This window comes from Campylobacter lari (assembly GCF_001017575.1).
GTDB lineage: Bacteria > Campylobacterota > Campylobacteria > Campylobacterales > Campylobacteraceae > Campylobacter_D > Campylobacter_D lari_C.
Genome location: NZ_CP011372.1, coordinates 1,232,769 through 1,258,316, shown reverse-complemented (window position 1 = coordinate 1,258,316; position 25,548 = coordinate 1,232,769). Strand labels below are relative to the sequence as shown.

20 protein-coding genes and 2 pseudogenes are annotated in these 25,548 nt (G+C 28.0%); 9 read left to right on the top strand and 13 right to left on the bottom strand.

All coding sequences use genetic code 11. From position 1 onward, the window contains the following. Nucleotide 1: 1 nt before the first annotated feature. The 10 genes from pglE to CD56_RS06450 are packed head-to-tail and all read right to left on the bottom strand — an operon-like array spanning nucleotide 2 to nucleotide 11,276. Entirely contained in the window at nucleotides 2-1,162 is a 1,161-nt protein-coding gene (gene pglE, locus CD56_RS06495) for a UDP-N-acetylbacillosamine transaminase (protein ID WP_047208559.1), read from the bottom strand. Further along, nucleotides 1,159-1,755 carry a UDP-N-acetylbacillosamine N-acetyltransferase gene (gene pglD, locus CD56_RS06490; protein ID WP_047208558.1) on the bottom strand — a complete coding sequence of 199 codons (597 nt, stop codon included), beginning with the start codon at nucleotides 1,753-1,755 and terminating at the stop codon, nucleotides 1,159-1,161. Before pglD ends, pglE begins: the two co-directional genes overlap by 4 nt. Beyond that, a complete protein-coding gene (gene pglC / locus CD56_RS06485; protein WP_047208557.1) occupies nucleotides 1,742-2,344 on the bottom strand; it encodes an undecaprenyl phosphate N,N'-diacetylbacillosamine 1-phosphate transferase in 603 nt (200 codons plus the stop codon). The genes pglD and pglC overlap by 14 nt, the downstream gene beginning before the upstream one ends. Next, entirely contained in the window at nucleotides 2,337-3,464 is a 1,128-nt protein-coding gene (gene pglA / locus CD56_RS06480) for a N,N'-diacetylbacillosaminyl-diphospho-undecaprenol alpha-1,3-N-acetylgalactosaminyltransferase (RefSeq protein ID WP_047208556.1), read from the bottom strand. The genes pglC and pglA overlap by 8 nt, the downstream gene beginning before the upstream one ends. Further along, on the bottom strand, nucleotides 3,461-5,599 hold the full coding sequence (pglB, locus tag CD56_RS06475) for an undecaprenyl-diphosphooligosaccharide--protein glycotransferase (protein ID WP_047208555.1): 2,139 nt from the start codon (nucleotides 5,597-5,599) through the stop codon (nucleotides 3,461-3,463). Before pglB ends, pglA begins: the two co-directional genes overlap by 4 nt. Before the next feature lies 1 nt (nucleotide 5,600). Next, nucleotides 5,601-6,701: an N-acetylgalactosamine-N,N'-diacetylbacillosaminyl-diphospho-undecaprenol 4-alpha-N-acetylgalactosaminyltransferase gene (gene pglJ, locus CD56_RS06470; RefSeq protein WP_047208554.1), complete on the bottom strand. Its 1,101-nt coding sequence runs from the start codon at nucleotides 6,699-6,701 to the stop codon at nucleotides 5,601-5,603. Between the two features lies 1 nt (nucleotide 6,702). Next, nucleotides 6,703-7,767 (bottom strand): GalNAc-alpha-(1->4)-GalNAc-alpha-(1->3)-diNAcBac-PP-undecaprenol alpha-1,4-N-acetyl-D-galactosaminyltransferase, encoded by a 1,065-nt coding sequence (gene pglH, locus CD56_RS06465; RefSeq protein ID WP_047208553.1) that lies wholly within the window; start codon nucleotides 7,765-7,767, stop codon nucleotides 6,703-6,705. Then, a complete protein-coding gene (gene pglK, locus CD56_RS06460) occupies nucleotides 7,764-9,458 on the bottom strand; it encodes a BC-type lipopolysaccharide transporter PglK (RefSeq protein WP_047208818.1) in 1,695 nt (564 codons plus the stop codon). The genes pglH and pglK overlap by 4 nt, the downstream gene beginning before the upstream one ends. Then, nucleotides 9,452-10,438 (bottom strand): UDP-glucose 4-epimerase GalE, encoded by a 987-nt coding sequence (gene galE, locus CD56_RS06455; protein WP_039626879.1) that lies wholly within the window; start codon nucleotides 10,436-10,438, stop codon nucleotides 9,452-9,454. The genes pglK and galE overlap by 7 nt, the downstream gene beginning before the upstream one ends. A gap of 58 nt (nucleotides 10,439-10,496) precedes the next feature. Further along, nucleotides 10,497-11,276, bottom strand: a complete 780-nt coding sequence (locus CD56_RS06450; RefSeq protein WP_047208552.1) for a 3'-5' exonuclease — start codon at nucleotides 11,274-11,276, stop codon at nucleotides 10,497-10,499. Between the two features lie 66 nt (nucleotides 11,277-11,342). On the opposite strand from CD56_RS06450, the gene waaC reads away from it, so the two are divergent. From waaC to CD56_RS06430, 4 genes and pseudogenes are all read left to right on the top strand, one after another. Continuing rightward, nucleotides 11,343-12,362, top strand: a complete 1,020-nt coding sequence (waaC, locus tag CD56_RS06445) for a lipopolysaccharide heptosyltransferase I (RefSeq protein WP_047208551.1) — start codon at nucleotides 11,343-11,345, stop codon at nucleotides 12,360-12,362. Then, nucleotides 12,359-13,231 (top strand): lipid A biosynthesis lauroyl acyltransferase, encoded by an 873-nt coding sequence (locus CD56_RS06440; protein ID WP_047208550.1) that lies wholly within the window; start codon nucleotides 12,359-12,361, stop codon nucleotides 13,229-13,231. The genes waaC and CD56_RS06440 overlap by 4 nt, the downstream gene beginning before the upstream one ends. An 8-nt stretch (nucleotides 13,232-13,239) precedes the next feature. Further along, nucleotides 13,240-14,787, top strand: a complete 1,548-nt coding sequence (locus CD56_RS06435) for a glycosyltransferase family 2 protein (RefSeq protein ID WP_047208549.1) — start codon at nucleotides 13,240-13,242, stop codon at nucleotides 14,785-14,787. 3 nt (nucleotides 14,788-14,790) lie between these two features. Further along, a pseudogene (locus CD56_RS06430) lies at nucleotides 14,791-15,964 on the top strand (glycosyltransferase family 2 protein). Here the strand turns inward: CD56_RS06430 and CD56_RS06425 are convergent. After that, complete coding sequence (locus CD56_RS06425) at nucleotides 15,948-16,943, bottom strand: capsular polysaccharide synthesis protein (protein WP_047208547.1); 996 nt, start codon at nucleotides 16,941-16,943, stop codon at nucleotides 15,948-15,950. The pseudogene CD56_RS06430 and the gene CD56_RS06425 sit on opposite strands and share 17 nt — an antisense overlap. Nucleotides 16,944-17,000: 57 nt before the next feature. On the opposite strand from CD56_RS06425, the gene yibB reads away from it, so the two are divergent. After that, nucleotides 17,001-17,939: a protein YibB gene (yibB, locus tag CD56_RS06420; protein ID WP_047208546.1), complete on the top strand. Its 939-nt coding sequence runs from the start codon at nucleotides 17,001-17,003 to the stop codon at nucleotides 17,937-17,939. An 854-nt stretch (nucleotides 17,940-18,793) separates the two neighbouring features. Beyond that, on the top strand, nucleotides 18,794-18,886 hold the full coding sequence (locus tag CD56_RS08475; RefSeq protein ID WP_141071507.1) for a glycosyltransferase family 4 protein: 93 nt from the start codon (nucleotides 18,794-18,796) through the stop codon (nucleotides 18,884-18,886). A 778-nt stretch (nucleotides 18,887-19,664) separates the two neighbouring features. Here CD56_RS08475 and CD56_RS08385 read toward each other — a convergent pair. Together CD56_RS08385 and CD56_RS06405 are read right to left on the bottom strand one after the other, a co-directional pair. Beyond that, nucleotides 19,665-20,162: a hypothetical protein gene (locus CD56_RS08385; RefSeq protein ID WP_200897085.1), complete on the bottom strand. Its 498-nt coding sequence runs from the start codon at nucleotides 20,160-20,162 to the stop codon at nucleotides 19,665-19,667. Between the two features lie 116 nt (nucleotides 20,163-20,278). After that, on the bottom strand, nucleotides 20,279-21,796 hold the full coding sequence (locus CD56_RS06405) for a phosphoethanolamine transferase (RefSeq protein WP_047208544.1): 1,518 nt from the start codon (nucleotides 21,794-21,796) through the stop codon (nucleotides 20,279-20,281). A 1,362-nt stretch (nucleotides 21,797-23,158) separates the two neighbouring features. Between CD56_RS06405 and CD56_RS08375 the strand changes: the two are divergent. The 3 genes and pseudogenes from CD56_RS08375 to CD56_RS06390 all read left to right on the top strand — a co-directional run bounded on the left by CD56_RS08375 (nucleotide 23,159) and on the right by CD56_RS06390 (nucleotide 25,546). After that, nucleotides 23,159-23,955 (top strand): annotated as a pseudogene (locus CD56_RS08375) (alpha-2,3-sialyltransferase). 6 nt (nucleotides 23,956-23,961) lie between these two features. Continuing rightward, nucleotides 23,962-24,975, top strand: a complete 1,014-nt coding sequence (locus tag CD56_RS06395; protein ID WP_080956340.1) for an NAD-dependent 4,6-dehydratase LegB — start codon at nucleotides 23,962-23,964, stop codon at nucleotides 24,973-24,975. Between the two features lie 7 nt (nucleotides 24,976-24,982). Next, nucleotides 24,983-25,546, top strand: coding sequence for a PglD-related sugar-binding protein (locus tag CD56_RS06390; RefSeq protein ID WP_047208542.1), 564 nt, complete (start codon nucleotides 24,983-24,985; stop codon nucleotides 25,544-25,546). Nucleotides 25,547-25,548 lie beyond the last annotated feature (2 nt).

Genomic DNA, 25,548 nt, shown 5'->3' with positions numbered 1-25,548 from the left:
CTTAGTCCTTTAAGGTGTTTAAGATTAAAGTAGAAACTTCCTCTACATCAGCTTTACTCATAGTAGTTGCGCTTGGAAGACAAATTCCATTGCTAAAGAAAAATTCACTATTACCATTTAAGTAAGCATCGCAGCCTTTGTAAAGTTCTTGTAAATGCATTGGTTTCCAAAGCGGGCGACTTTCGATTTTGTTATCTTTTAAAACTTGTATGATTTTTAAAATTTTATCTTGAATTTGAACATTCTTATTTTCACATATACAATGTTTTTCATAAGTATTAAGTTTATTTAAATCAAAATCAAGTAAAGCAGTACTTAGCCAGCGATTTGACTTGGTATTTTCAAGCTCATCTAAAAAAGTAAAGGTGCCACTTAAAAATTCTTTATACCAGCTATAAATTTCACGCTTTTTATTCACTCTTTCTTCTAAAACTTCCATTTGAGCAGTGCCGATTGCACCTAAGATATTGCTCATTCTATAATTATAGCCGTATTCTTTATGCTCATAATGAAGGCAATTTTCTCTAGCTTGAGTGCTATAAAATCTTGCTTTTTCAAGATTGGTATGATTTTCACTTACAAGCATACCACCACCACCTGTTGTGATGATTTTATTACCATTAAAAGAATATACTCCAAAATCCCCAAAAGTACCTAAAGCTTTATTTTTGTAAAAACTTCCCAAAGCTTCAGCGGCATCTTCGATTAAAAAAATCTCATTTTCTTTACAAATTTGGACAATCTCATCCATTTTAGAAGCATTACCATAAAGGTGTGTTAAAATGAGAGCTTTTGGCTTTTTAGGACTTTCTTTGATAGCTTTTTTTAATAAATTGACATCTAAATTATAAGTTTCATCACAATCAATAAACACAGGCGTAGCATTCATGTAAGAAATGGGTGCTACTGAAGCTATGAAAGTAAAACTTGAAGCTAAAACTACATCACCTTCTTTAATACCCAAAACTCTTAAAGCTAGATGAATGGCTGCAGTGGCTGCATTTAGAGCAAGTGCATTAGAGCTTTTTGTATAATCTTTAATACTTTGTTCTAAGGCATTAACAAACTCGCCCAAAGGTGCTATATAATTACTTTCAAAAGCTTTGTGTATGTATTCTAATTCTTTTCCACTCATATGTGGTGCTGATAGAAAAAATCTCATTTTGCCTCCTTTATTTTCTTAGCAGGAACTCCAGCATAAATACCTTTAGAAGTTAAGTTTTTAACCACAACTGCTCCTGCACCTAAAGTTATATCATCATTTAAACTCATACAAGGAATAACGCTTGAATTAACTCCCAAAAAACAACGCTTTCCTATTTTTACATTTCCTGTTAGCTTAGCTCCAACGCTAATATGGCTAAACTCATCTACAAAACACTCATGCTCAATCACACAAGCAGTATTTAAAATCACACCTTTTGCAATGCTAGCTCTAGCATTAACTACGACATTTGGCATGATCAAAATACCCTCATCATCTAAAAAAGCACTTGAGCTAATAATAGCACTTTTGTGTATCAAATTTACTAATCTAAATCCATCTTCTTTTGCTTTTTTGAAAAGTTTTTCTCTAATAGAGTTTGCACCAATAGCAATAAACATATCGTGTTTTTCTAAGTTGGAGTGATATTTTAAGCCTTTATTGTCATCTAAAAAGATGATTTTTTCATACCCTAAATTTCTAGCTACATCAGCACAGACTAAACCATGCCCACTAGAGCCATATATATAAATACTTTTAGTTGTGTCCATTGAATTTATCCGTTGTAGCTACTCCTTCTTTATTAACCCCACTTCTTTTTAAAACTTTAACAATGGTCATAAAAAAGATTTTAAGATCAAATAAAAAAGAGCAATTTTGCACATATTCTACATCATATTTAAATTTTTGCTCCCAAGAAATAGCATTGCGTCCATTAATCTGAGCCCAACCTGTAATGCCTGGTCTTACATCGTGGCGTTTTTTTTGCTCTTGATTGTATAAGGGTAAGTATTCTACAAGTAAAGGTCTTGGGCCTATGAAGCTCATATCGCCTTTTAATACATTAAAAAGCTGTGGTAATTCATCCAAGCTCAAGCTTCTAACTAGCTTACCAAAAGGCTTTAGGCGTAATTCATCAGGAAGTAATTCTCCATTTTCATCGGTTTCATCACTCATAGTTTTAAATTTATAAATATAAAAAATTTTTTCATTTAATCCTGGTCTTGCTTGTTTAAAAAGCACACTTCCTTGAACGATTTTTAAAACAATGCCAATAAGCACTATAAAGGGTAAAAAAATAATCAATAAAATCAAAGCCAAAAAAAAGTCAAAAACACGTTTTAAACCATTTTTATACATTTGCAAAACCCCTATAAAAGTCAAGATATTTCAAAGCTATGATATTTTCATCATAATTTTGTGCTCTAAGAAAAGCATTTTGCGCTAAAGTATTTTTTAGTTTTTCATCTTCTAATAAAACTGCGATTTTTTCAGCTAAATCTTTACTATCTTTGCATTTGCAAATTAAACCATCTATGGCATTATCCACTGCCTCAATGCAACCTTCGGCATCACTTACCACACATGCTTTTTTACAAGCTTGTGCTTCTAAAACCGTTCTTGGATAGCCTTCTTTATAACTTGGTAAAACAAAAATATCACACAGGTTTAATAAATGTGCAATGTCACTTCTTGCACCAAGATAAAAAACATCACTTGAGTTTAAAAATTCTAATGGTGCGCAAGATTTATTATCATCTCTTCCGCCTACCAAAACAAAATTTGCCTTATCTTTTAAAATTTGGCTTGCCTCATAAAATTCTTTAATACCTTTATGCCAAAGTGCTCTTGAGATCATTAAAACTATAGGTTTATCAGGCATATTATGCTCTTTTAAAAAAGCTTGTTTTTCTTCTGTGTTAATTTTTAAAGGTAAAAATTGTTTTAAATTTAGTCCTACGGATTTGATGATTTTGATTTTTTCTTCTTTTAAGCCTAAATTTTTCATAAATAAAGCATTGCTTTCATTGACAAAAATAAAACCATTAGCAAGTTTAAAAGAAATTTTATAAAGTAAATTAATGCTCATTCTTACTAATTTGCTTTTAAAATCATCATCTATATAAAAACTTCCTAAGCCCTCAACCAAACCAAAAGTATATTTAATACCCGCCATTTTAGCTGCTATGATACCTGTTGTATTGCTTTTGTGGGCGCTTGTTTGTAAAAGATCTAAATTTAAACTTTTGAGTGTATTTTTTAAACTAAGTAGATTTTTAAAAACGACTAAAGGATTAACGCTTGATCTGGCTAAATCATAAAAGCAAACCTTATAGCCTAGCTCTTGTAATTTAATAGCAAAATCATCTTTTGGAGTGATGATTATAACTTCATGATTGTTTTTTTCTAAAGCCCTAATGAGTGCAAGACGAAAATAATACACACTCATTGCGCTATGGGTTAAAATTCCTATTTTCATCTTTTTAGCCTATAAATTTTTGCTCTTGCATCATTAGTGACTTGCTCAAATAAATCTTGATCATATTGATTTAATAAAAACATTTGTATATAAGCACTATTATAAAGACTTTCATCTAAAATCACAAAGCTTTTGTATTCTCTTAAAAAGAGCAAATAAATTTGAGCTTTTGAATCAATTTCATTGTAATAAAATTTGCCATTAGTGATGGATTCTATATCCACAAAAGCTTTTAAAGGTATGCTTGCACCTTCTACTTTTAAGGCTCTAAAATCATTAATAATTTCTACTCCATTATCAAGCATAACAGAACCTGTGGTTTTATCTTGAGCTATGGCATTAGCTTGAGAGAAAAATAAACTTTTTTCTTGCTCTCCATTGTCAGGATTTGTATTTGCAAATTGTGCCACCACAGGCATGATACGCAACATTCTATAAGGCATATAAATATATACATCTCTAGTTTTATTCGTATCAAATTTAAAATCTTTATCATTTAAACTTTCTAAAAAATCTTTAGCACTTGTTTGGTTATAATCTTTAACCATGGCTTTTAAAACATCAGGATAGTTTTCTTTGAAAGATTTTTCAGTGTATTCTACGCTAAGTCTTGCCATGTTAGCTGCTGGAATTTGCTCTTTACTTAAGACAAAAGATGAGAAAAAATTATCTTTTCCTAGGTGTTTTCCACCATCGATTAAGGTTTTTACATCGCTATAATAGCGTATTGGATAACCATAATCCCACCAAGCAACGACATAATCTTCTCTTTGAGCTTTATTTTTTAAATCATTTAAAATACTAGCTTCATAAGAAGTAAAAACAGTAGAGGATTTATAATAATAAATATGCATCAAAGCAGGGCTTATACTAAAAAATGCAATGAGTATGAGTAAGATATTTTTATTTCTTAAACTAAGTTTGATTTGTTTTTTTTCTAAAAAATTAAAAAAAGTATATAAAAAATACCCAAAACCCAAAGCCATCACAGGAACTGCATAAATGGTAAATCTAAGTCCAGCTCTTAAAGCCATAAAACCTAGTGCAAGCATAGGTAGAGCTAAAAGCATGCTTTTATGATCTTTACAAAGTAAGATAAAACCTATAAAAGAAAGGATAAATACTAAAACACTAGAGCTAATCCTTTGCATAAATACTTCAGGATCGATAGTATTTACTTCCATAATGGTTTCATTGACATTAAAATACACAAAGGCAGCATCTTTTAAATTTTGCACATCTGAAGCTTTAAAAACATAAAATTTAAGTTGATATAAAACAGGATCTAAGCCACCGCTTAAATGTAAAATCAAAATGCTAATAAAAATCAAAGCCCAAATCATATAAAAATTAATTTTTTCTTCTTTAAAAGCAAAAATAGCAAATAATAATACAATCAAAGCAAGTTTATATTGCCATGCTAGCATACTTAAAGCTATGATCATCAAAGCAATAGCTAGATAAAAAATCTTTTCTTTTCTATGAAATACTAAAGTATAAAGTCCAAAAAGTCCTATCATGGCAAAATTTAAAGAATAACTTGATGGATACCACCACAAATAAATCATGATAAAAACCGGACTTAAAAGTAGGGTGAAAATGTCTTTATTAATAGTTAAGCGTATAAAAGTAAGTAAAATAAGCATTGGTAAAACTAACACTAGCATATCTGTATCATAATATCCACTCATAGTGCGGTTATAATAACTATTTGCAATGCTTCCAAGTAAGGCTGCTATAAAGCCATAAGTAGTGAGTTTATACTCTCTTGCGATTAATATAATAGGCACAACAATTAAAGAAGCAAAAAAAGTACTCATATATAAAATAATACTTTCAAAGCTAAAAGGCAAAATACTATAAAGCCAGTAAGTCAAAGTAGAAAGTGAGCTTCCAAAATAAGACAAGTCATTAGGTTGATGAAAACCTGCTATCATATCCCTTGCACCTTCTGCAAAAGCATAGCCATCGTTAGTGGTAATCATGAGTTGATCATTAAAGAAAAACTCATAAAACTCACTTGCCCAAGCCACCCAGTATAACCTACACAAAACACTAAAAGCAAAAGCTATAAGGATTAAAATACAGGTATATTTTATAGAATTATTATCAGTGAAATTTTGTTGCAGTTTCATTTTATGCCTTGTTGAAAAATTCAAATAATTGCTTTGCTATGCTAATTTTATCAAATTCTTTTGCACGCATAAAAGCCTTTTGTCTATATGAAGCTTTTAATGCTTCATCATTGCACATTTTTTCTAAGCCTTCTTGCATGGCTTTTTCATCATCTACTTTTACTAAAAGTCCAAACTCATCATCTAAAAATAACTCCCTTGCGCCACTTTTATGATCAGTGCAAAGCACGGCAGTATTACAAGCTAGGCATTCGATTAAAACATTAGAAAAGCCTTCAAAACTTGAAGCAAAAGCAAAAAAGTCACATTTGCTCATGTATTTATAAGGATTTTTATCAAAACCTAGTAAAAAGACTTTGTTTTTTAAATTTAAAGTTTCTATTAAAGCTAAAAGCTCATCTTTTAAAATGCCCTCGCCTAAAATGACTAATTTTAAATCAGTTTTAACTTTTGCATAAGCTCTTATAAGCATAGCATGATTTTTACCATGATCAAGCCTGCCAACGCTTAGTATAAAAGGATCTTTAAAGTTTATTTCTTCTTTAGATTTTTCTATAATACTTTCTAAATCTATGGCATTGTATAAAATATCACATTTTTTTGCTTCTATGTTGAAATTTTGTATTAAATCTTCTTTGTTTCCTATGGAATTTGCCAAGATTAAATCTGCTTTATTGTAAAGTTTTTTAATAAGAAATTTATTGATAAAAGAATTTAGATTATTATGCTTGTAAATCACACTTGGAGTAGTGCATTCATTGATAATAAGGGTTGATTTAAGTCCTAGAGATTTTGCCATTAACGCAATATAATTAGGTCTATTTAGTAATACAAATTGCAAATTGATTTTTAAATCTTCACAAAGCTTTTTGTATTTCATAGCTAGCAAGGGTAGTTTTAAAAATTTAGCTAAGTTACTTTCGCTTGGATTTGATTTTTCAAGGTAGTGGATATTGACCTCAGGAATATCATATGATATTTTATCATTCATTAAAATCAAATGTACTTCATATTTTAAATTTAACACAGGCAATAGAGTAGATACAACCCTTTCAGCACCACCACTTCCTAAAGAATAAATAAAAATTGCTAGTTTTTTCATGTTAAACCCTTACTTCTTTGATCAAATCAAGCCATTTTTGTGCTACATTGGCCACTTCATAATCTTTACATCGCTGCTGTGCATTAAGCGCTAGTGTTTTTCTTAAATTTTCATCTTGCATTAAAAGGGCGAGTTTTTCGCTTAAAGCCTTTTCATCATCTAAATCTACTAAAAATCCATCTTTTCCATCATTAATTAAATCTTTATGGCCACTTGTATATTTAGTGCTAATGCGCGCTACTTGATAATATAAACTTTCAAGTAAAACTGTTGGTAAGCCTTCTATGAAAGAGCAAAGGCAGATTATTTTTGCTTTTTCATAAAGTTCTTGCATATTTTCAACTTTACCTAAAAAATTAACTTTAATATTTAAATTCTTAGCTTCTTGTTCTAAATCTTGTCTTAATTCTCCATCGCCTGCTATAAAAAAACGATATTGATTTTGTAGATTGATGTCTAGCCTTGCTATGGCTTTTAAAAACATAGAAGCATTTTTATTATGATCAAGCCTGCCTACAAAGATGACATTGTTTTCTTTTTCTAGCTTTTCTTCTGTGAGGTTAAAATGGCAAGGATTTGGCATATTGACAACTTTTTTGACAAAGTTTTCATAATAGCTTTTATCATCATTACTTAGCACGGTTAAAGCATTTGCATATGGAAAGCTAATACGACGTAAAAATTTCCAAATTTTGGATTTTAAATAAGTATGAGAGCTATGTTCGCTGATGATTAAAGGTGTGTTTGAGCCTTTATTCGCCCAAATACAAGCGATATTGGTAGTGTCTAAAAATGAGATAAAAACATCACTCTTATGCTCTTTGAGTGCTTGTTTTAAGGCATTGAATTTTTTAATACGTGAAGCTATTTTGTTATAAAGCGTAGAAAAATCAAACTGTTCTAGAGTAAAAAGTTTGATTTTTGGATCAAGCTTATAAAATGAGTCTTCTTTATGAAATTTGATAATATTTATTTCATGGTTTTTACAAAGTTCATTAGCCAAAGTAACCAAAACCCTTTCAGCGCCACCTGAATTTAAAGTAGCTATAATGAAAGTGATTTTCATATTTTTTCCTTTAAATACCCATGATTTACTTCAAATACTCTATCACAACCTTGTATAGTTGAAAGTCTATGAGCTATGATGATAAGGGTTTTGTCTTTTGAAATTTTATAAATTTCTTCCATGATTTTTGCTTCACTTTCTTGATCAAGTGCGCTAGTTGCTTCATCCAGAACTAAAATTTCAGGTTGTTGGTAAAGTGCTCTTGCTATGGCTATTCTTTGTCTTTGACCCCCGCTTAAAAAAGAACCCGAATCACCCACTTTTGTATGTATTCCCTCTTCAAGCGAATTCACAAAGCTTTCAAGATTAGCTTGTTTGATCACCTTGTGTAAAAGCGCTTCATTGATTTCTTCTCCAAAGCTAATGTTTTTTGCAATAGAATCATTAAAAAGATAAATTTGTTGAGGTATGTAGCCAATTTTACTTCTAAAACTTTTGATGTTATTTTCATCGAGTTTTACCCCATCTACTAAAATAGCTCCATCACTTGGTTTTAAAAGTCCTATGATAAGATCAACTAAAGTACTTTTACCACTACCGCTTTTGCCTATAAAAGCGATTTTTTCATTTTTCTTTAGCTCAAAATTTAAATTTTTAAATAAATTTTTCTTACCCTTATAGGCAAAGAAAAGATTTTTTAAAGTGATTTTTTCTTTAAATTCGATACTTTCATCGCCTAACTTTTCTTCTTTTTCATTAAGCATATTATAAATAATATCTAAAGAGTTTTTATAATATGTGATTTCATTATAACTTGTGATGATGCGATTAGCACTTGGCATAAGTCTATAAAGAGCCACTACAAAAATAGTAATGGTTGCTAAGATAGAGGAAATATCACTTTCATATCTTAAAACCAAATACACCACAATAAAACAAAGCATACAAAAACCTATACCTTCAAGGTAAATTCTAGGTATGCTTGCCATGCTTTCGTTGCTAATGTTTGCTTTGGCAAAGAGTCCACTTTGAATTTCATAAAGTTTTTGCGTGCTTTGTTCTTTGGTTTTGAGTTTGATGATTTTAAGATTGTTTAAATTTGCATTTAAAATTTCAAAATAATTTTTCATCGCTTCTTCTCTAGCTATGGAAGCTTTTTTTACTAAGGGCGAGAGGATTTTGATCAAAATAAAAGCATTTAAAAGTAAAAAAGCACTTAAAGCTAGGGTGATTTTATAGTTGATAATTAACAATAAAGCATAAAGTAAAAACACCACAAAACTTTCGCTTAACATAAGCAAAAAAGCACTAATTAAAGTACTTAAGTGAAAAACTTCTTGAGTAATGGTTTTTAAAAGTTCTGACTGGTTTTTATTGGTGAAATTTTCATATTCAAGATGTAGATATTTGTCAAAAATACGACAAGCAAGGCTGTGATAACGCCCTTTAGAAAAGCGTGCTAGTAAATGAAAATAAAAAGCATTTAAAAAGGCTCTAAAAATATAAAAGGCAATTAATATACAGCCAAAATAAGCAACGATCTTGTAACTTGGTAAATTAAAATACTCATATATAGGTTGAAAATAAGAGCTTTTTTCTAAAAGCTCAAAATTACTTGCTACTGATACAAAAGGCATGATCAAAGAAATAGCAAAGCTTTCTATAAATCCTATAAAAATAGAAAAAATTAGCAAAGCAAATAAAAATCTTTTATCGTGAGCATTGAGTATAAAAAAAAGTTTTTTTAACACTGTTTTTCCCACTCATAAGCACTTTTGCAGATTAGTTCTAAATCATCATATTTTGGTTTCCAGTTAGTTAGAGTTTTGATTTTATCCGCATTTGAAATAAGCACAGAAGGATCTCCGGCTCTTTTTGGTGCAAGTTCTACTGTAAAATCTACCCCGCTTACTTTTTTCATGGTTTCGATCACTTCTTTTACGCTAAAACCGTGTCCATATCCTACGTTGAAGATGTTGCTTTCGTTGTTTTCTAAGTATTCTAAAGCAGCTAAATGTGCGCTTGAAATATCATCAACATGGATAAAATCTCTAATACAAGTACCATCTTTGGTATTATAATCATCGCCAAAAATATAAAGTTTTTCTCTTTTTCCTGTGGCTACTTCAGCAGCAACCTTGATAAGCAAAGTAGCTTTTGGATAGCGTTGACCTATAGGATAACTCATGCAAGCACCCGCTACGTTGAAGTATCTTAAAATGCAGTATTTAAATTCAGGATTTGCCATATTAGCATCTTGTAGGACTTTTTCGCTCATAAGTTTGCTTTGTCCATAAGGATTGATCGGTGCTAATGGGCTTTGTTCATCTACGATAGGAGTTTGTGGCTCTCCATAAGTCGCTGCGGTTGAAGAAAAAATGAATTTTTTCACACCTGTTTCTAGACAAGTTTGGATTAGATTACTTGTGTTTGCAGTGTTGTTCATATAGTATTTTAAAGGATTTTCCATGCTTTCAGGAACTTCAATGCTTGCTGCAAAATGCACAATTGCATCAAATTTTTCTTCTTTAAAAAGTTTTTTAATCCCAGCATAATCGCTTAAATCTTGCTCAAAAAATTTAAAAGGTCTGATTTTAGAAAGTTCATCTAAGCTTTTTTTACTACCTTTTGAAAGATTATCTAATACACAAATTTCATGATTTGTTTCTAAAAACTGTTTTAAAGTATGAGAGCCTATGTATCCTGCGCCACCGGTGATTAAAATTTTCATTTTTATCCTTTTTGTGATATTTAATAATAGTTATTTTAATATACTTTTCTTAATTAATTTAAAACTTGCTCTTTTCTTTTTCTATGGCTTCTAAAAATGGCTTTTGATAGCTTTTATCACTATGTTTTTGCAAAAGCTCTTCTTTGAAATTTTCTAAAATATTAAGATAATCTTCTTGGGTTAAATTAGCTTTGATGAGTTCGTATTTTAAAAATAACATATAGGTGTTTAATACATCACTCTCGCAATACTCGTGAATTTTTTCTAATTTGTTTTGATAAAAAAGTTCTAATACTTCATTTCCATGTACATCATACTTTCCAGGAAGTCCTGCCATAGCACAAAGTGTGTCAAGTCTTAAGCCTTTTTGGCCAAAACTTCCTAAAGATTCTAATAAATCACAATGTTTATTTTCTACAAATTTACTTTTATAATTATTCCATTTATCGCTTGCATCTAAATAAGCACTTGCGTTGATATTGTATTTTAATGCTCTTATAACAAGCAAAGGCATGTCATAGCTTTTGCCATTAAAACTTACAAGGCGGGGTTGGTGCTTGTCTATGAAGTTAAAAAATTCTTCTAGCATTTGTTTTTCGTTGTCGCCTTTGATTTTATTGACTTTGATGAAATTTCCAAATTGATCTGCAATCACTGCGCAAATGCTTACAACTTTATGAAAAGGCAGGGGTAAAAATTCACTTCCGCTTTCTTCTTTTTGTCTTTCTAAAGCTTGCTTGCTAATGCTTAAATCATCGCCATTAAAGCCATAAAGATGTTTTATCAATTCTACATCAGGAATGCTCTCACAATCAAAAACGCAAATATATTCTTGCATGATAAACCTTTTTTTAAAAAAATCTTTGTTAAAATCATAACAGAAAATTTAAAAATAAAGTAGCATATGAAAATAGGTTTGGTTAAGTTATCCGCACTTGGAGATATCATCCATGCGGTAATTGTTTTGCAATTTATTAAAAAGCATTATCCTAAGGCGAGTATTGATTGGTTTGCAGATGCAAGATTTGCAGGATTATTGCAAGATCATCCAATGATCAATGAGGTATATGCCCTGCCTTTAAAAGATAGAAAATTCAAAGAAGTTTTTGCTATGCTTTTTGAAGCTAGGCAAAATAAATATGATGTTGTGATTGACTTGCAAGGTTTGATTAAATCTGCTTTAGTAAGTAAATTTTTATGTGCTAATACTTTTGGTTTTGATCAAGAAAGTATCAAAGAGGGTTTTGCGAGTAATTTTTATACGCATAAATTTGCGTGTAATTATGAAGAAAATATTATCGTGCGTAATCTTTCTTTGGTAGCTTATGTGTTAAATGAACATTTTGATCATAGTGACATAGAGTTAAAACAAAGTTGTTTTAGCGTAGATGATGAGTTAAAAGAAAGCTTAGAACAAAGACTTTCTTTAAGTGAAAGTGCGCCAAATATACTCATACATGTAGGCTCATCTATGCCTAATAAAATTTACCCAAAAGAGCGTTTGATACTACTTTGTAGAATGCTTTTGGAGTATTTTACTAGTGCAAAAATCATGCTTGGTTGGGGCAATGTTAATGAGTTTAATTTTGCTAAAGATATAGTTTTAAATTTAAAGCATTTGAAAATAGAACTTGCGCCAAAATTAAGCTTAAGTGAGCTTTGTGCTTTAACTAAGGCAAGCGATTTGATTATCGGAAATGATAGTGGGCCCACTCATTTAGCCTTTGCACTAAACAAGCCTTCTATAACGATTTTTGGTGCTACTCCTAGTCAAAGAAATGCTTATGAAACAAATATCAATAAAACAATCAATGCAGGTAAAAAAATACTGCATTCAAAACATATAGATAAAAGTGATTTTTGCATACAAAATATCGATGAAAAAGATATTTTTAAACTAGCTTGTGAGCTTTTAGAAAAATGATAAATTATGTATATCTAAGCCTTTTTTACATGTTAAAAGTTCTTGTGAAGATTTTACCTTCAAAACTTTTAAGCTCTTTTGTAAATTTGGTTGCTTTAATCACTTATAAGTTAAATCATAAGCACCGTAAAATCATTGACACAAACTTAAAAATTTGCTTTCCTGAAAAAGATCAAAAATGGCGCGATGAAACTAGTCTTAATATTTATAAAAATTTTGCTAAATTTGGGATTGATTTTATCAAAAATCAAAATGCAAGCAAAGAAGAAATCATCAATAAAATTTGCTTTGATGATGAGGAGCAAATTTTAAATATAATGCAAAGTAAAAGACCCTTGATCGTAACTACGGCTCATTATGGTAACTGGGAACTTTTGGCTTTATCTTTTGGAGCTAAATTTCAAGGAATTTCCATAGTTGGAAGAGCGCTTGATAGTGTGATAATGGATAAAATTTTAAGTAAAAATCGCACGCAGTTTAACATAGAACTTATAGAAAAAAAAGGCGGGCTTAAAAAAATGCTAAAAGCCTTAAAAGAAGGTAGATCACTTGGAATTTTAACCGATCAAGATGCGGTAGATGGTGAAAGTGTAAAAATACAATATTTTAACCAAGAAGTAAATTTTATAGCAGGTGCAAGTGTGCTTGCTAAAAAAACAAATGCTATGATTTTACCTTGTTTTGTGTATCAAAAAGATGGGAAATTTTTTGTAAAAACTTTTAAGGCTTTAGACGCAAGTAAAGCAAGTGTAGAAGAGCTTACTAAGTATCAAGCAAAGTGTTGTGAAGAGATGATTAAAATTAAACCTGATGAGTATTTTTTCTTTCATAAGAGATTTAAAAGATACAATCATGAGTTGTATTTATAGGATATAAAATGGATTTAAAGCAAATTAGTGTGATAATGATTGTTAAAAATGCTCAAAAAACTTTAAAGGCTTGTTTGGAGTCTTTGCAAGAATTTGGTGAGATAGTTTTAATAGAAAATGATAGCAATGATGATACTTTAAAAATTGCTTATGAGTTTAGTAAAAACTATAAAAATATCAAGATTTATCAACATAAATTTATAGGTTTTGGACCTTTGAAAAATTTAGCCATAAGTTATGCTAGTAATGATTGGATTTTTAATATTGACGCAGATGAGCTTGCTAGGAAAGAATTTTTACAAGAGCTAAGGAAAATCGAGCCTAATAAAGAAGATATCATAGCTTTGCCAAGAGAAAATTTATACAATGGAGAGTGGATTAAAGCTTGTGGGTGGTGGCCTGATTATGTAATGCGGGTGTTTAATAAAACCCATACAAGTTTTAATGAAAATTTGGTGCATGAGAGTTTGATTTTACATGAAGATAGCAAAAAGATTAAGTTGCAAAATGGTTTGAGGCATTTTGCTTTTGAGGATATCGATAGTTTGTTAGATAAGCTTCAAAAATACTCTAAGCTTTGGGCTTTGCAAAATTTACACAAAGAAAGTAGTGTTTGCAAGGCATTGCTAAGAGGAATTTGGACTTTTTTTAGAAATTATGTTTTGAAAAAAGGGATTTTTTATGGTTATAAAGGCTTTATTATAAGTACTTGCAATGGACTTGGAGCTTTTTTTAAATATATGAAATTATATGAACTTAAAAAGCAAAAGCCAAAAACTTGTGCTTTAATCATCACAACCTATAATCAAAAAGAAAGGCTTGCTTTAGTGCTTGATAGCGTTAAAAACTTAGAACCTTTACCAGATGAGGTTTTAATAGCTGATGATGGAAGTAGGGAAGATACAGTTAAGCTTATACAAGCTTATCAAAAAGATTTTCCTTGTAAGTTGGAGCATATTTGGCAAGAAGATGAGGGATTTCGTGCTGCGGCAAGTCGCAATAAGGCAATTAATGCTTCTAATAGCGAATATATTATCTTAATTGATGGGGATATGATTTTAGAGAAAAACTTCATCGGTGATCACTTAAAATTTGCTAGTTTAAAGACTATTTTACAAGGCTCAAGAGCTATTTTAAATGAAAAAGAAAGCAAAGAACTTTTAAGCAAAAATGATTTTAGTTTGGCATTTAACAAAAAGGGTTTTAAAAATCAAAGAAATATTTTTTTAGCTAAATGTGTATATAAATTTTCAAAGTTAACTAAGAAATTTTTTAAAAAATCACAACTTGTTAAAGGTAGTAAAACTTGCAATATGAGTTTTTATAAAAGTGATTTTGAAGCCATTGAGGGATTTAATGAAAAATTTATAGGCTGGGGTAGGGAAGATAGCGAGTTTGTAGCTAGGTTTTTATTTAATAATGGAGTGTTTAAAAGACTTAAATTTAATGCCCTAGCTTATCATATTTACCATGAAGAAAATAGCAAAAATATGCTTGAAATCAATCATCAAATTTATCTTGAAACTATAAAAAATGAAAAAACAACTTGGAGATAAAGTATGAAAAAAGTAGGCGTAGTAATCCCCATATACAATGTAGAAAAATATTTAAAAGAATGTTTAGACAGTGTAATCAATCAAACTTATACTAATTTAGAAATCATACTAGTAAATGATGGCAGTACAGATGAAAACTCACTCAATATTGCAAAAGAATATACTTTAAAAGATAAAAGAATTATTCTTTTTGATAAAAAAAATGGTGGTTTGAGTAGTGCAAGAAATGTAGGTATAGAATATTTTTATGGTGAATATGAAACACAATATATTGAAAAAGAAAATGAATTAAATGTTTTTAAGATTATTGGCGATAATCCACAAAATATTTATAAAATTTATAAGTACAAAAATGCTTTAGCGAGTGATAAGCTAGAAATTTCAAAGATTGATTATATTATCTTTTTAGATTCTGATAATTATTGGGAGTTAAACTGCATAGAAGAGTGTGTTGCGAGAATGCAAAATGTAGATGTATTATGGTTTGACCATGCTTGTATTTATGATGATGGTATAGAAGATAAGGGTCAAAAAACAAGAATGAATGTATTTAATTTTACTCAAGAATGCACTATCACTCCAAGAGACTATGCTAAGCAAGCTATAAAAGTAGGTTCGAGGGATATCTCATTTAGCTGGGGTGGTATGATAGATTTTTCATTTTTAAAACAATTAAAACTTAAATTTATCAACAAAATCATCAATGAAGATATTCATTTTGGCATGGTTTTGTTTGCGAGTGCTGATAGTATCTATATTTTACCAAAAAGATTGTACTTATGCCGTTTGAGGGCAAATAGTATATCAAATCATGATAAAAAAGTTACAAAGGCAAATGTGTCAGAGTATTTTAAAGACTTGTATGAATTTTTTGGAGATAATGCTAAAGAGGCAAAAAACTATTTAAAAGCAGCAAGTAGGATGATAACAGCTTTGGAGTTGATAGAATTTTTTAAAGATCAAAAAAGTGAAAATTCTCAAGCCATAAAAGAGGCTTTTTTGCCTTTTTATGTAAAAAAGGCTTTGATGATTAAAAAATTTAAAAAAGATCCTTTAAATTTAAAGGAAAAATTACCTATAATCAAACCTTTTATCCAGACAAAAATCCCTTATGATCTTTGGAAAATTTGCCAAAAAATAAAAGGTATTTTTAGATAAAATCAACTTTGCAAGATGATTTTATCTATCATTGAATCTTTTTTTATAGATTTAAAATGCGTGAGTTTGTGTAAAAAACTTTGTTTTTGAATTTCTTCCCAAAGAGTTGAATTAAATTTTTCTTTGGCGCTAAATTGCAATAAATGACATTCTATATCGCTCATGTTTTTATAAGTATCATTTATAAAGCCATGTTCTTTTAAAAGTTCAAAGATAATTTGAAAAGTAAAATAATAAAAGTTATTAGAATTTTTCTCATTTGACCAATAGTATATAAGTATGTCTTTCATAGCTTGGATATTTTTATGATGAGATTTTGAGATTATAAAACTATTTAGCATTTTAACCTTAAAATCATCATTCCAATTAAAATATCCATAAGAAAAATATCCACTTTTAATAAATTTTTTCAATTTTTCTTTGCTAGGTTTTATTTTTGATCTTTCAAAGGTAAAAAAGTCTTTATCGCAAAGTTCACTAGGAATTTTAGAGCTTAAAAATATACTTGCATCACACCATATGCCACCATAAGTTGCAAGCAAACATACTCTTAAAAGATCTGAAAAAAAAGTTATAGTTTTTTCTCCAAAAAAATTATTTTCTAATTTTTCTATAACAAATGGTGGAAAATCAAGGTAATCTTTTATATTATCTTTATCTAAAATGATGATTGTGTAGTCATCTTTCATTTGATTTTGCACTGAATTGAAACATTGTTGTATCATATGTGAAGCTTGATTTTTACCTTGATACCAAAATTGCCAAATAATTTTATCGTTTTTAAAATGATGTTTTTTTTCAAAATCAAAATGAGGAATTCTCCCTTCTAAAAAAGGATTGACATAATTTTTTGAAAGATAACTAGCTACTTTAGGGTGTTCTAACTTATATTGGATATGATTTCTTAATTTTCTTCTTGTTGATTTAATGGGTATAAATGAGCTTAATTTTTTTGTTAGATTATTATAAAGCAAATGGTTGTTTTGATATATTTGCATAATAAATTCCTAAAAAGTTTTTTTGATATAATATCAAAAATAATTAAGGTGTATTATATGCAAAATGAAATTACTATTGTTACAGCTTTTTATAATATTGGTAGAACTACAAGGAGTAATGATCAGTATTTATCTTATTTCGATTTTTGGTCAGGGCTTAAAAATCATGTAATTATTTATACTACAGAAGATATGAAAGAATTGATTTTAGAAAAAAGAAAACAATATTATTTAGAGGGTAAAACCACAATTATTGTAAAAGAATTAAATGAATTTGATCTTCAAACTTTAAACAAAATCAAGGAAACATTTAAGAATTATAATCAAACTTTACATCGTAAAAATCCTAACAATATAGAGTGTATTTCTCCGCTATATTGCTATCTTATGTATTTAAAACCGTTTTTTGTTTGTGATGCAATAGAAAGAAATCTTACAAGCGAAAATATAATGTGGCTTGATTTTGGTTTTAATCATGGAGATGGCTTTTTTATTAACAAAGAGCAGTTTAATTTTTTACTTGAAAAACAAGAAAATATAATAGATGATAAAATCAACTTTTTTTCTATAAAAGATCAAGAAGCAAACACTATTCCTGAAATTTATTACAACATGGAACCATTTTTAATAGGTGGTTTAATATATGGGGGTAGTAGAGCTTGGAGTAATTTTAAAAAAAATTTGTATGAATGCATGCAATGTTTTTTATCGTTTAACATAGTAGATGATGACCAAATTATGTTTTTGTGGTGTTCAAGAAATTATCCACAAAACTATAATATAGTTAGATGCTACGAATGGTTTGACTCATTGTTTAATTTCATACCTAATGATATTAAGCATACTATTTTGTTTAAAAGACAAAGTAGTAAATATTATAAACTTATCAAAGAAAAAATAAAAAACTCCAAGGATAAAGATTTTATACAAAAAATGAAGTTATATTTTGAATATATATATTATAAATTTATAAATAAAAAAAATATAAAGCTGTAATCTAGAGGAAAATTATGAAAATTTTATTATTAATACACGATTTAGGTCGTTCTAGGTGGAGGTGGTAGAGTAGCTTCTAATACGGCAAATGCTTTTTATGAAGATGGACTTGAAGTTCATATTTTAAGTATATAAAGAAAATAAAAATAAATCATGTTTTTTATTCATCCTGATATTAAGGTATTGTTTTATTATGATTTTGGTGTAAGTTATTTTGATAAATATAAATACAGAAATTCTAAAAATATATTTAAAAGTTTATATTTTAGAAGTATTCAAAAGAGAATTAGGGATTTTAAAGTAAAAAAATAGCAAACCAATATGATATGGTAATTTCTAATAATGTATTTTTATACAACTCTTTTTTAAAAATAAAAACACTTGATGTATAAAAATTATGCATGTTGTATTTCAAAGTTATAAAGCAAAAGATCTTAAAAGAGATAAATTTTTTAATACTATAGTTTTGCTTTCTGAAAAAGAATTGAATAAATATCAAAAATATTTCAAAAATATGAATATTATTCCGAAATTTATAAATATCCATTCTAAACAGACAAATCATTCACAGAAAGTCGTTTTGAGCGTAGGCACCATCTCTTGTGAAAAAGGTGTTTTAGACTTCTTGATATTTGGAAAAAAATACAGCAAAATCCAAAAAATCACATATGGAAACTTTGTATAGTAGGAGAAGTTGGTGAAAAAGAAAAGCAAGAACTAAAAAATAAAATTGAAAATAAAAATCTAACTTCTTGTGTGGTTTATAAGCCTTATACAAAAAACATCAAAAGAGGGTTCAAGTGTTAGTGTTTATGTAATGACAAGCTACTCAAGAGGGGTTTGGGATAGCATTATTGGAGGCAACAATCTATGCACTTCCATGTATAGCATTTGATATTAATGCAGTTCCAAGTGATATTACAGAAAATGAAAAAATGGATTTTTAATTAAAGATGGAGATTTAAAAGAATTCGAAGATAAATTGCAAATTTTAATGTGCAATAAAGAGCTTAGAAGTGAAATGGGATTTTATGGTAAAAAACTAATTGCAGAAAAAAATTCAAAAGAAAGAATTATTCAAGACTGGCTCAATTTAATTAAAAACAGGAATGGTAAAAGATGTTGAGATAATGTCTAAGGATTTAAAATTTACTCACAATAAGTCGTATTTAACAGACAATAGTTTTAGATTAAAATTGATTTTTTTATTCTTAGAGATTTATGATACGCTTTGTTGAAATTATTTTTATAGAAGGTAAATATACTGATACAGCATGTTGGTTATAAGTGTGAAAATAGAATATAGAATACGTAGCTTTTTAAGGTAAAGATAAAAATTTATTAGCATTAATATATATGACGTTTTATTTTGCAAATCAAAAACAAAATTTTACTTCCTTGTAAAAAGAAAACAGTTAAAGCACTAGTGATATTTTTATAATTTACCATTCTATTGTTTGACTATACTAAGAGATTTGTTTTGTTAGAGTTAAATTCACAAATATGAAAACATATTATTTATCTAATTTTATTTATTCAGTATGTCTTTTGTATTATACAAAAATGATTACAATTGGTCATATTTCAAAGTGTTTATAATTTAACTGAAGTTATTAGAGTGCATAATAAAGTTAACTTAAAAAGATAAGTCTATTTTGTATAAATTTTTACAACACATTCATTTTCTAGAAGAGTAAGATATTATTACCTAAAATATACAATATTTTATCTATAAATTCCTTTTTCTCCGCTAAGTATAATTTTAACTTGAGGATCAAAAAAAGCTTTTATGCTCATGTTATAAAGCAAATCTTTGCTTTCATTCCAAGTTAATATTTCTATATCTTGATTATTTATTTTAAATTTTGACTCTTTTATAAAGTGGTATATATTTTCTCTATATGGAAAACTAATAGCGTTAAAATTTTGACTATTAATTGCTTCTTGAATTTTGTTTTTTAATTCTTCTGTTAATTCCATATTTTCTATATTTAACAAGTAATAGCTTGTATAAAATCCTTTATTTTTGAATATATTCAATAAGGTGTAGTTTGAACTTTCTATTATTAAATTTTTTTTATTGAATCCCGTTTCTTTGCAAATGTTTAAAAGCACCAATAAAGATTCGTGCGCATTATTTGTATTAAGATTTTTAAAATCAATCCAAAATTTAGTTTGCAGAGGTATTGTTTTTTTATCTCTTTTTAAAGCAACTATTAACATATCTTTTAAGTTTAAACCTATTGAGTCTTTTTCGCCATCATGTCCTACATCAAAATATTTTTCTTTGCTAAAATAATGAACATCTACCTCAAATCCTTGATATTTCTTTTCAAAATCTAAGATTTTTTTAGCTCATTGGTTCTATGTAGCCAAATCTTACTTGGAGATTTAAAAAAATATTTATTTTTTTCTAAATTATTGTGTAGTTTAAGCTCTTCATCATAATTTTTATTTGCAAATATTCTAACTCTTTCTTTATTAAAATTATTGCTGAACAAACTACGATCTTTTTGAAAGTCATTTATAGTTAACCCTATTATATCCAAGAAAGCATGTAAAAAATCATCACTCATAAAAGGTAGATTTTGAGCTTTCTTTATCTGTGATATAATATTTGGATATTTTTGTTTTAATTTGTCACTAAGGTAGATTATAAACGGTATTTCAGCCATATATCTTGAACCTATGGTTTCTGTGTGCCCAAAAAAATCTCTAAAATCATATACTTCATCTCCGTGGTCACTAAGATAAAATATAATTGTTTCTTCATTTTTAAAATGGTTGATAATCTCATTGATAATATAATCATTGTAATAAATGGCATTTAAGTAATGTGATTTTATTTTAGCTTGTTTAGTAGTCAATTTTTTATTCTTATTTAGATGATCTAAATTATTATTTTTAAGATCATTTATATTGAATTTTTTAAATTTATTAGAATAACGCCTGCTATAGTCCATATGGGTACCTTGTAGATGTAAAATATAAAATTCTTTTTCTTTGGGAGGTATTTGTTTTAACTCTTTTATAATTTGCTCATCTCTTGATAATGATATACCTGTAAAAATTTTATCTAAAAATATTGTTTTGTTTGATAGTCTCGCTAAAGCTTCTGGAGCATTGCCAGGAGTGGAAACTGATTCTTGATTGCTTATCCAGTAGGTATAATATCCAGCTGCTTTCATGATGTTTACAATATTTTTCTGTTTAAACCAAGGTGTTGATTGATTTTCATAGTTAGAAAAAGTAAAAATTTTAGAAATTGCTTGGTTGGTGTGAGAGTGAGGAGCAATAACATCTTTAAATTCAAAAAGATTTCCTTGCATTTTTAGTTGATTTAAGTTTGGAGTTGTTTCTAAACTATAATTATAAAGACTCATATAATTTCTTTGAGTTGATTCGCCCATTATTATAACAATTTTTGATATCTCAATGTCTTTTGTCTTTGTTATATTGTAATTTTTTATTTCTTTATTTAGTTCACTTTTTAAATTATTAAGTTCTATTGTGTATTCATTGATATTTTTTTTAAGATTTTTTATAGCATCAAACCAACTATATAATAAAAAATCATCAATAAAGTATTTATGAGGTTTTCTGTATATTGAAATAAAACAAAAAATGAAAAGTAAGATTTTAAAAATATATAAAACATGAAATTTATCTGAAATTAAAAATAAGGTATTATAGGGAATTAGAAAAAATGTAAATGAAAATAGTATAAAGATAGATAGAATAGTTATTGTTTTTAAATCAAAATAGCTTAATAAAAATTCTTTTGATTCGGAAAGTGTGGTAAATGATACAGTTTCTAAAAATGATGAATTTAAAAAAGAATTAAATTTATGATACAAAAAAATATTTACAATGCCTACGGTAAAAAATAAACAAATTAAAGTTGAATCTAATATTAACCTTATAGATTCTGGAAAAAATTGATAATAAAAAATACTATATAAAATACACTAAAATTATGTCTAAAAACTTGAGATATTTTTTTAGAAAATGTTCTTAAATCAGAATAAACCTATTTTGATAAATATACCAAAGAAAATAAAATAATATTTACACTTAGTATATAAAAAAAACTTTTTGTAAAAACAAAATCCAACATTTTATCACGCCTTTGCTTGTTGTTGTGTTTAAATTTATAGTAATTAAATACATTATAACAAAGAAATGATATCAGTATGTAAATATTTTTAAAATTAACTTTTGCACCATTAGTATGCTTTATATGACATAATTTTTAGTATAAAAATTTATATTATAAAATTATAATATATTTAATAAAAATTTATTTTTAACTAGATAAGTTTAAATGCATTTAACACCTTCTTAGCTATAAAACCAGTATCTTTCATTATATTAATCCAAAGAATATTGATTGATAAAGCTAACTTAGGAGTATTTATCAAAATTTAGGTAAGGAAAGGTTATGTTATTTATTAAAACTTTTTTAAAGAAATAAAGTCAAAATTTTCTAGTGTTTCTACTATGGCAAGAATCATTTCTAAAGATAAATTATAATAATATCTACAAGAGTTAACTATTACAGAAAAACAAAAAATTTTAAAACAACTCATATGAAGATTTGAGCAATGGATATTATAGGATATGTCAATAACAAAAATAGGAAGATATTGCTCACTATGTATAGATTTAGATACAAGAATTGCTTATGTTGTGGTTTTACCTTCTAAAAAACAAAATATACTAGTATATATTTAAAAGTTTTATTGTTATCTTTGGAGATTAATAATATTCATAAAAGAATTTTCATACTTACAGATAATGGCTGCGAATTTAAAAAAAGACTATAAATATTAATTAAAGAACTTAATATCGCTCATTATTATACTTACCCAAAAAATCCTAGAATGAATACTCATAATGAAAGATTTAATAGAGCTTTAAAAGAAGATTTACTATAATTATTGTAATGATTTATTACTTGTAGATTTTAAAGAATTTAATCAAGAAATAACTAAATGGTTAGACTATATGCTACCTCGCCACATTTAGCTTTAAATTGTAAAACTCTATTATAATTTACTTTAAATAAAGATAATAAAAAGTGCTAAAATGCTATGGATGGATATAATTATTGCGATATTTGTTTTGGTATGATATGATATTAATATGCAAATTAGACTGAAAGGTGGTGCTTTGAAGAATGCAGTTTTGGTTGCTGGAAATGGACCTAGCTTAAAAAAATTGATTATGCAAGGTTACCAAGTGAATATGATGTTTTTAGGAGTAATCAATTTTATACGGAAGATAAATATTATACAGGCAAAAAAATTAAAGCTATTTTTCATACTGTGGATTTTTTCTTTGATGAGTACTTTACTTCGCATGAAATGGTAAAAAATAATGAATATCAGATTGAAAATATAGTATGTAAAATGTATAATTTTGCTAGCAGGAAAGAAAAAATATTTCAAGAAAATTTTAAATTTTTTTTCCATCGGCTTTAAACGGTTATGATAATTTTTTTTACAAACTTAAGGAGTTAAGTGCTAAAGTTGATTTTGATGCATGTTATTTAGGAAGTAGGATTGAGATGTTGACAGGTACTTACGCCATAGCGTGTGCCGTTGCTTGTGGATATAAGGAGATTTATATAGCTGGAATGGATTTTTGTGATGAAATATATAGTTATGCTGACGGAAGAAATATTGATGAGTGTTGTTTGCATCATGCAAATTATGATATAGAAATCTTGAATTTTTTAAGAGATGTATACAATGCTAAGATATTTTCAGTATGTCCAGATAGTAGTATTAATAAGTATATATTACTTCATGATGTGCAAAATCCTTCAAAAACATTAGAGATCGAAACTAAAAGCCAAAATTCGATAAAAACAAGATTAATGCCAAATAAAAATTTGCGTAATAGATATAAAAGAATATATTTAGAAGCAAATCCTTTTATAAATCTTTTTTATGGATTCTTAAGAACACCTAGAGCATTAAAGCATTATTTATCAAGTAAATTTTATAGATGAGATTTAATTTATGAAAAAAATATATTAATCACAGGTGCAGATGGTTTTATAGGTTCACATTTAGTTGAAATGCTTTATAAAGAAAGTAAGGATAAAACCTCTCTATTTTATGGTTATAAAATCAAAGCTTTGAGTCAGTATAATTCTTTTAATTATTGGGGTTGGCTTGAAGATATAGAGTGTTTAAATGATATTGAAGTAGTTTGTGGAGATATTAGAGATCCACATTTTTGCAAAAACATCACTAAAGATGTAGAAATTATCTTTCATTTAGCAGCTTTAATAGCCATACCTTTTTCTTATGTTGCTCCAGATAGTTATGTAGATGTTAATATAAAAGGTACTTTAAATATCTGTCAAAGTGCATTAGAAAATAATGTAAAGCGTATTATTCACACAAGTACAAGTGAGGTTTATGGTACGGCTTTGTATGTGCCTATTGATGAAAAACATCCTTTGCAAGCACAAAGTCCATATTCAGCAAGTAAAATAGGTGCTGATGCTATGGCAATGAGTTTTTATAATGCTTTCAATCTCCCACTGACCATAGCAAGACCTTTTAATACCTATGGCCCAAGGCAAAGTGCAAGAGCGGTGATTCCAACTATCATCACTCAAATTGCAAATGGAGCTAAGCAAATAAAGCTTGGAGATGTAAGTCCTACTAGAGATTTTAATTATGTAAAAGATACTTGTTTAGGGTTTTTAGAGTTAGCTAAATGTCAAAAGGCTATAGGTGAAGTGGTAAATATAGGATCAAATTATGAAATAAGCATAAAAGATACTTTAGAACTCATTAAAAAACTTATGAAATCAAATGTAGAATTTATCACAGAAAATGAACGCATAAGGCCTGAAAATAGTGAAGTATTTAGGCTATGGTGTGACAATAGCAAGATCAAAAACCTTACTAACTTTTCACCACAATATGATATAGAAAAAGGCTTAAGTCAAACTATAGAATGGTTTAGTAATCCTTTAAATTTAAAAAAATATAAAAGTGATATTTATAATATTTAGGATTTTTGTGAAAGAAAAAATAATCATTATTGGAGCTGGAGGACATGCAAGAGCGTGTATGGAAGTTATAGAGCTTGAGGGTAAATTTGAAATTGCTGGTTTTGTGGATAATGGTATAGAAAGTGCGTATTATCCATTGCTTGGGAATGATGATGATTTAAAAAAATTATTTAAAGAATATAAATATGCCTTAATTGGTATTGGACAAATTAAAACTTCATTGCCAAGAGTGCAAATTTATGATAAGTTGAAAACTATAGGTTTTAGATTGCCAACTATTATTTCGCCGCTTGCTCATGTGTCAAAAAGATCTTTTATTGATGAGGCAAGTATAATAATGCATCATGCCTTGGTAAATACAAATGTCAAGGTAGGTAAAGGTTGTATAATAAATTCAAAGGCATTGGTTGAACATGATGTTATAATTGAAAATTTTTGTCATATTAGTACAGCTAGTGTTGTTAATGGGGGTTGTTTGATAAAGCAGCATAGTTTTTTAGGGTCAAATACTCATTTAAAACATGGTAGTATTTTAGATGAAAATAGTATAGTATATATGAAAGGAGTATAACG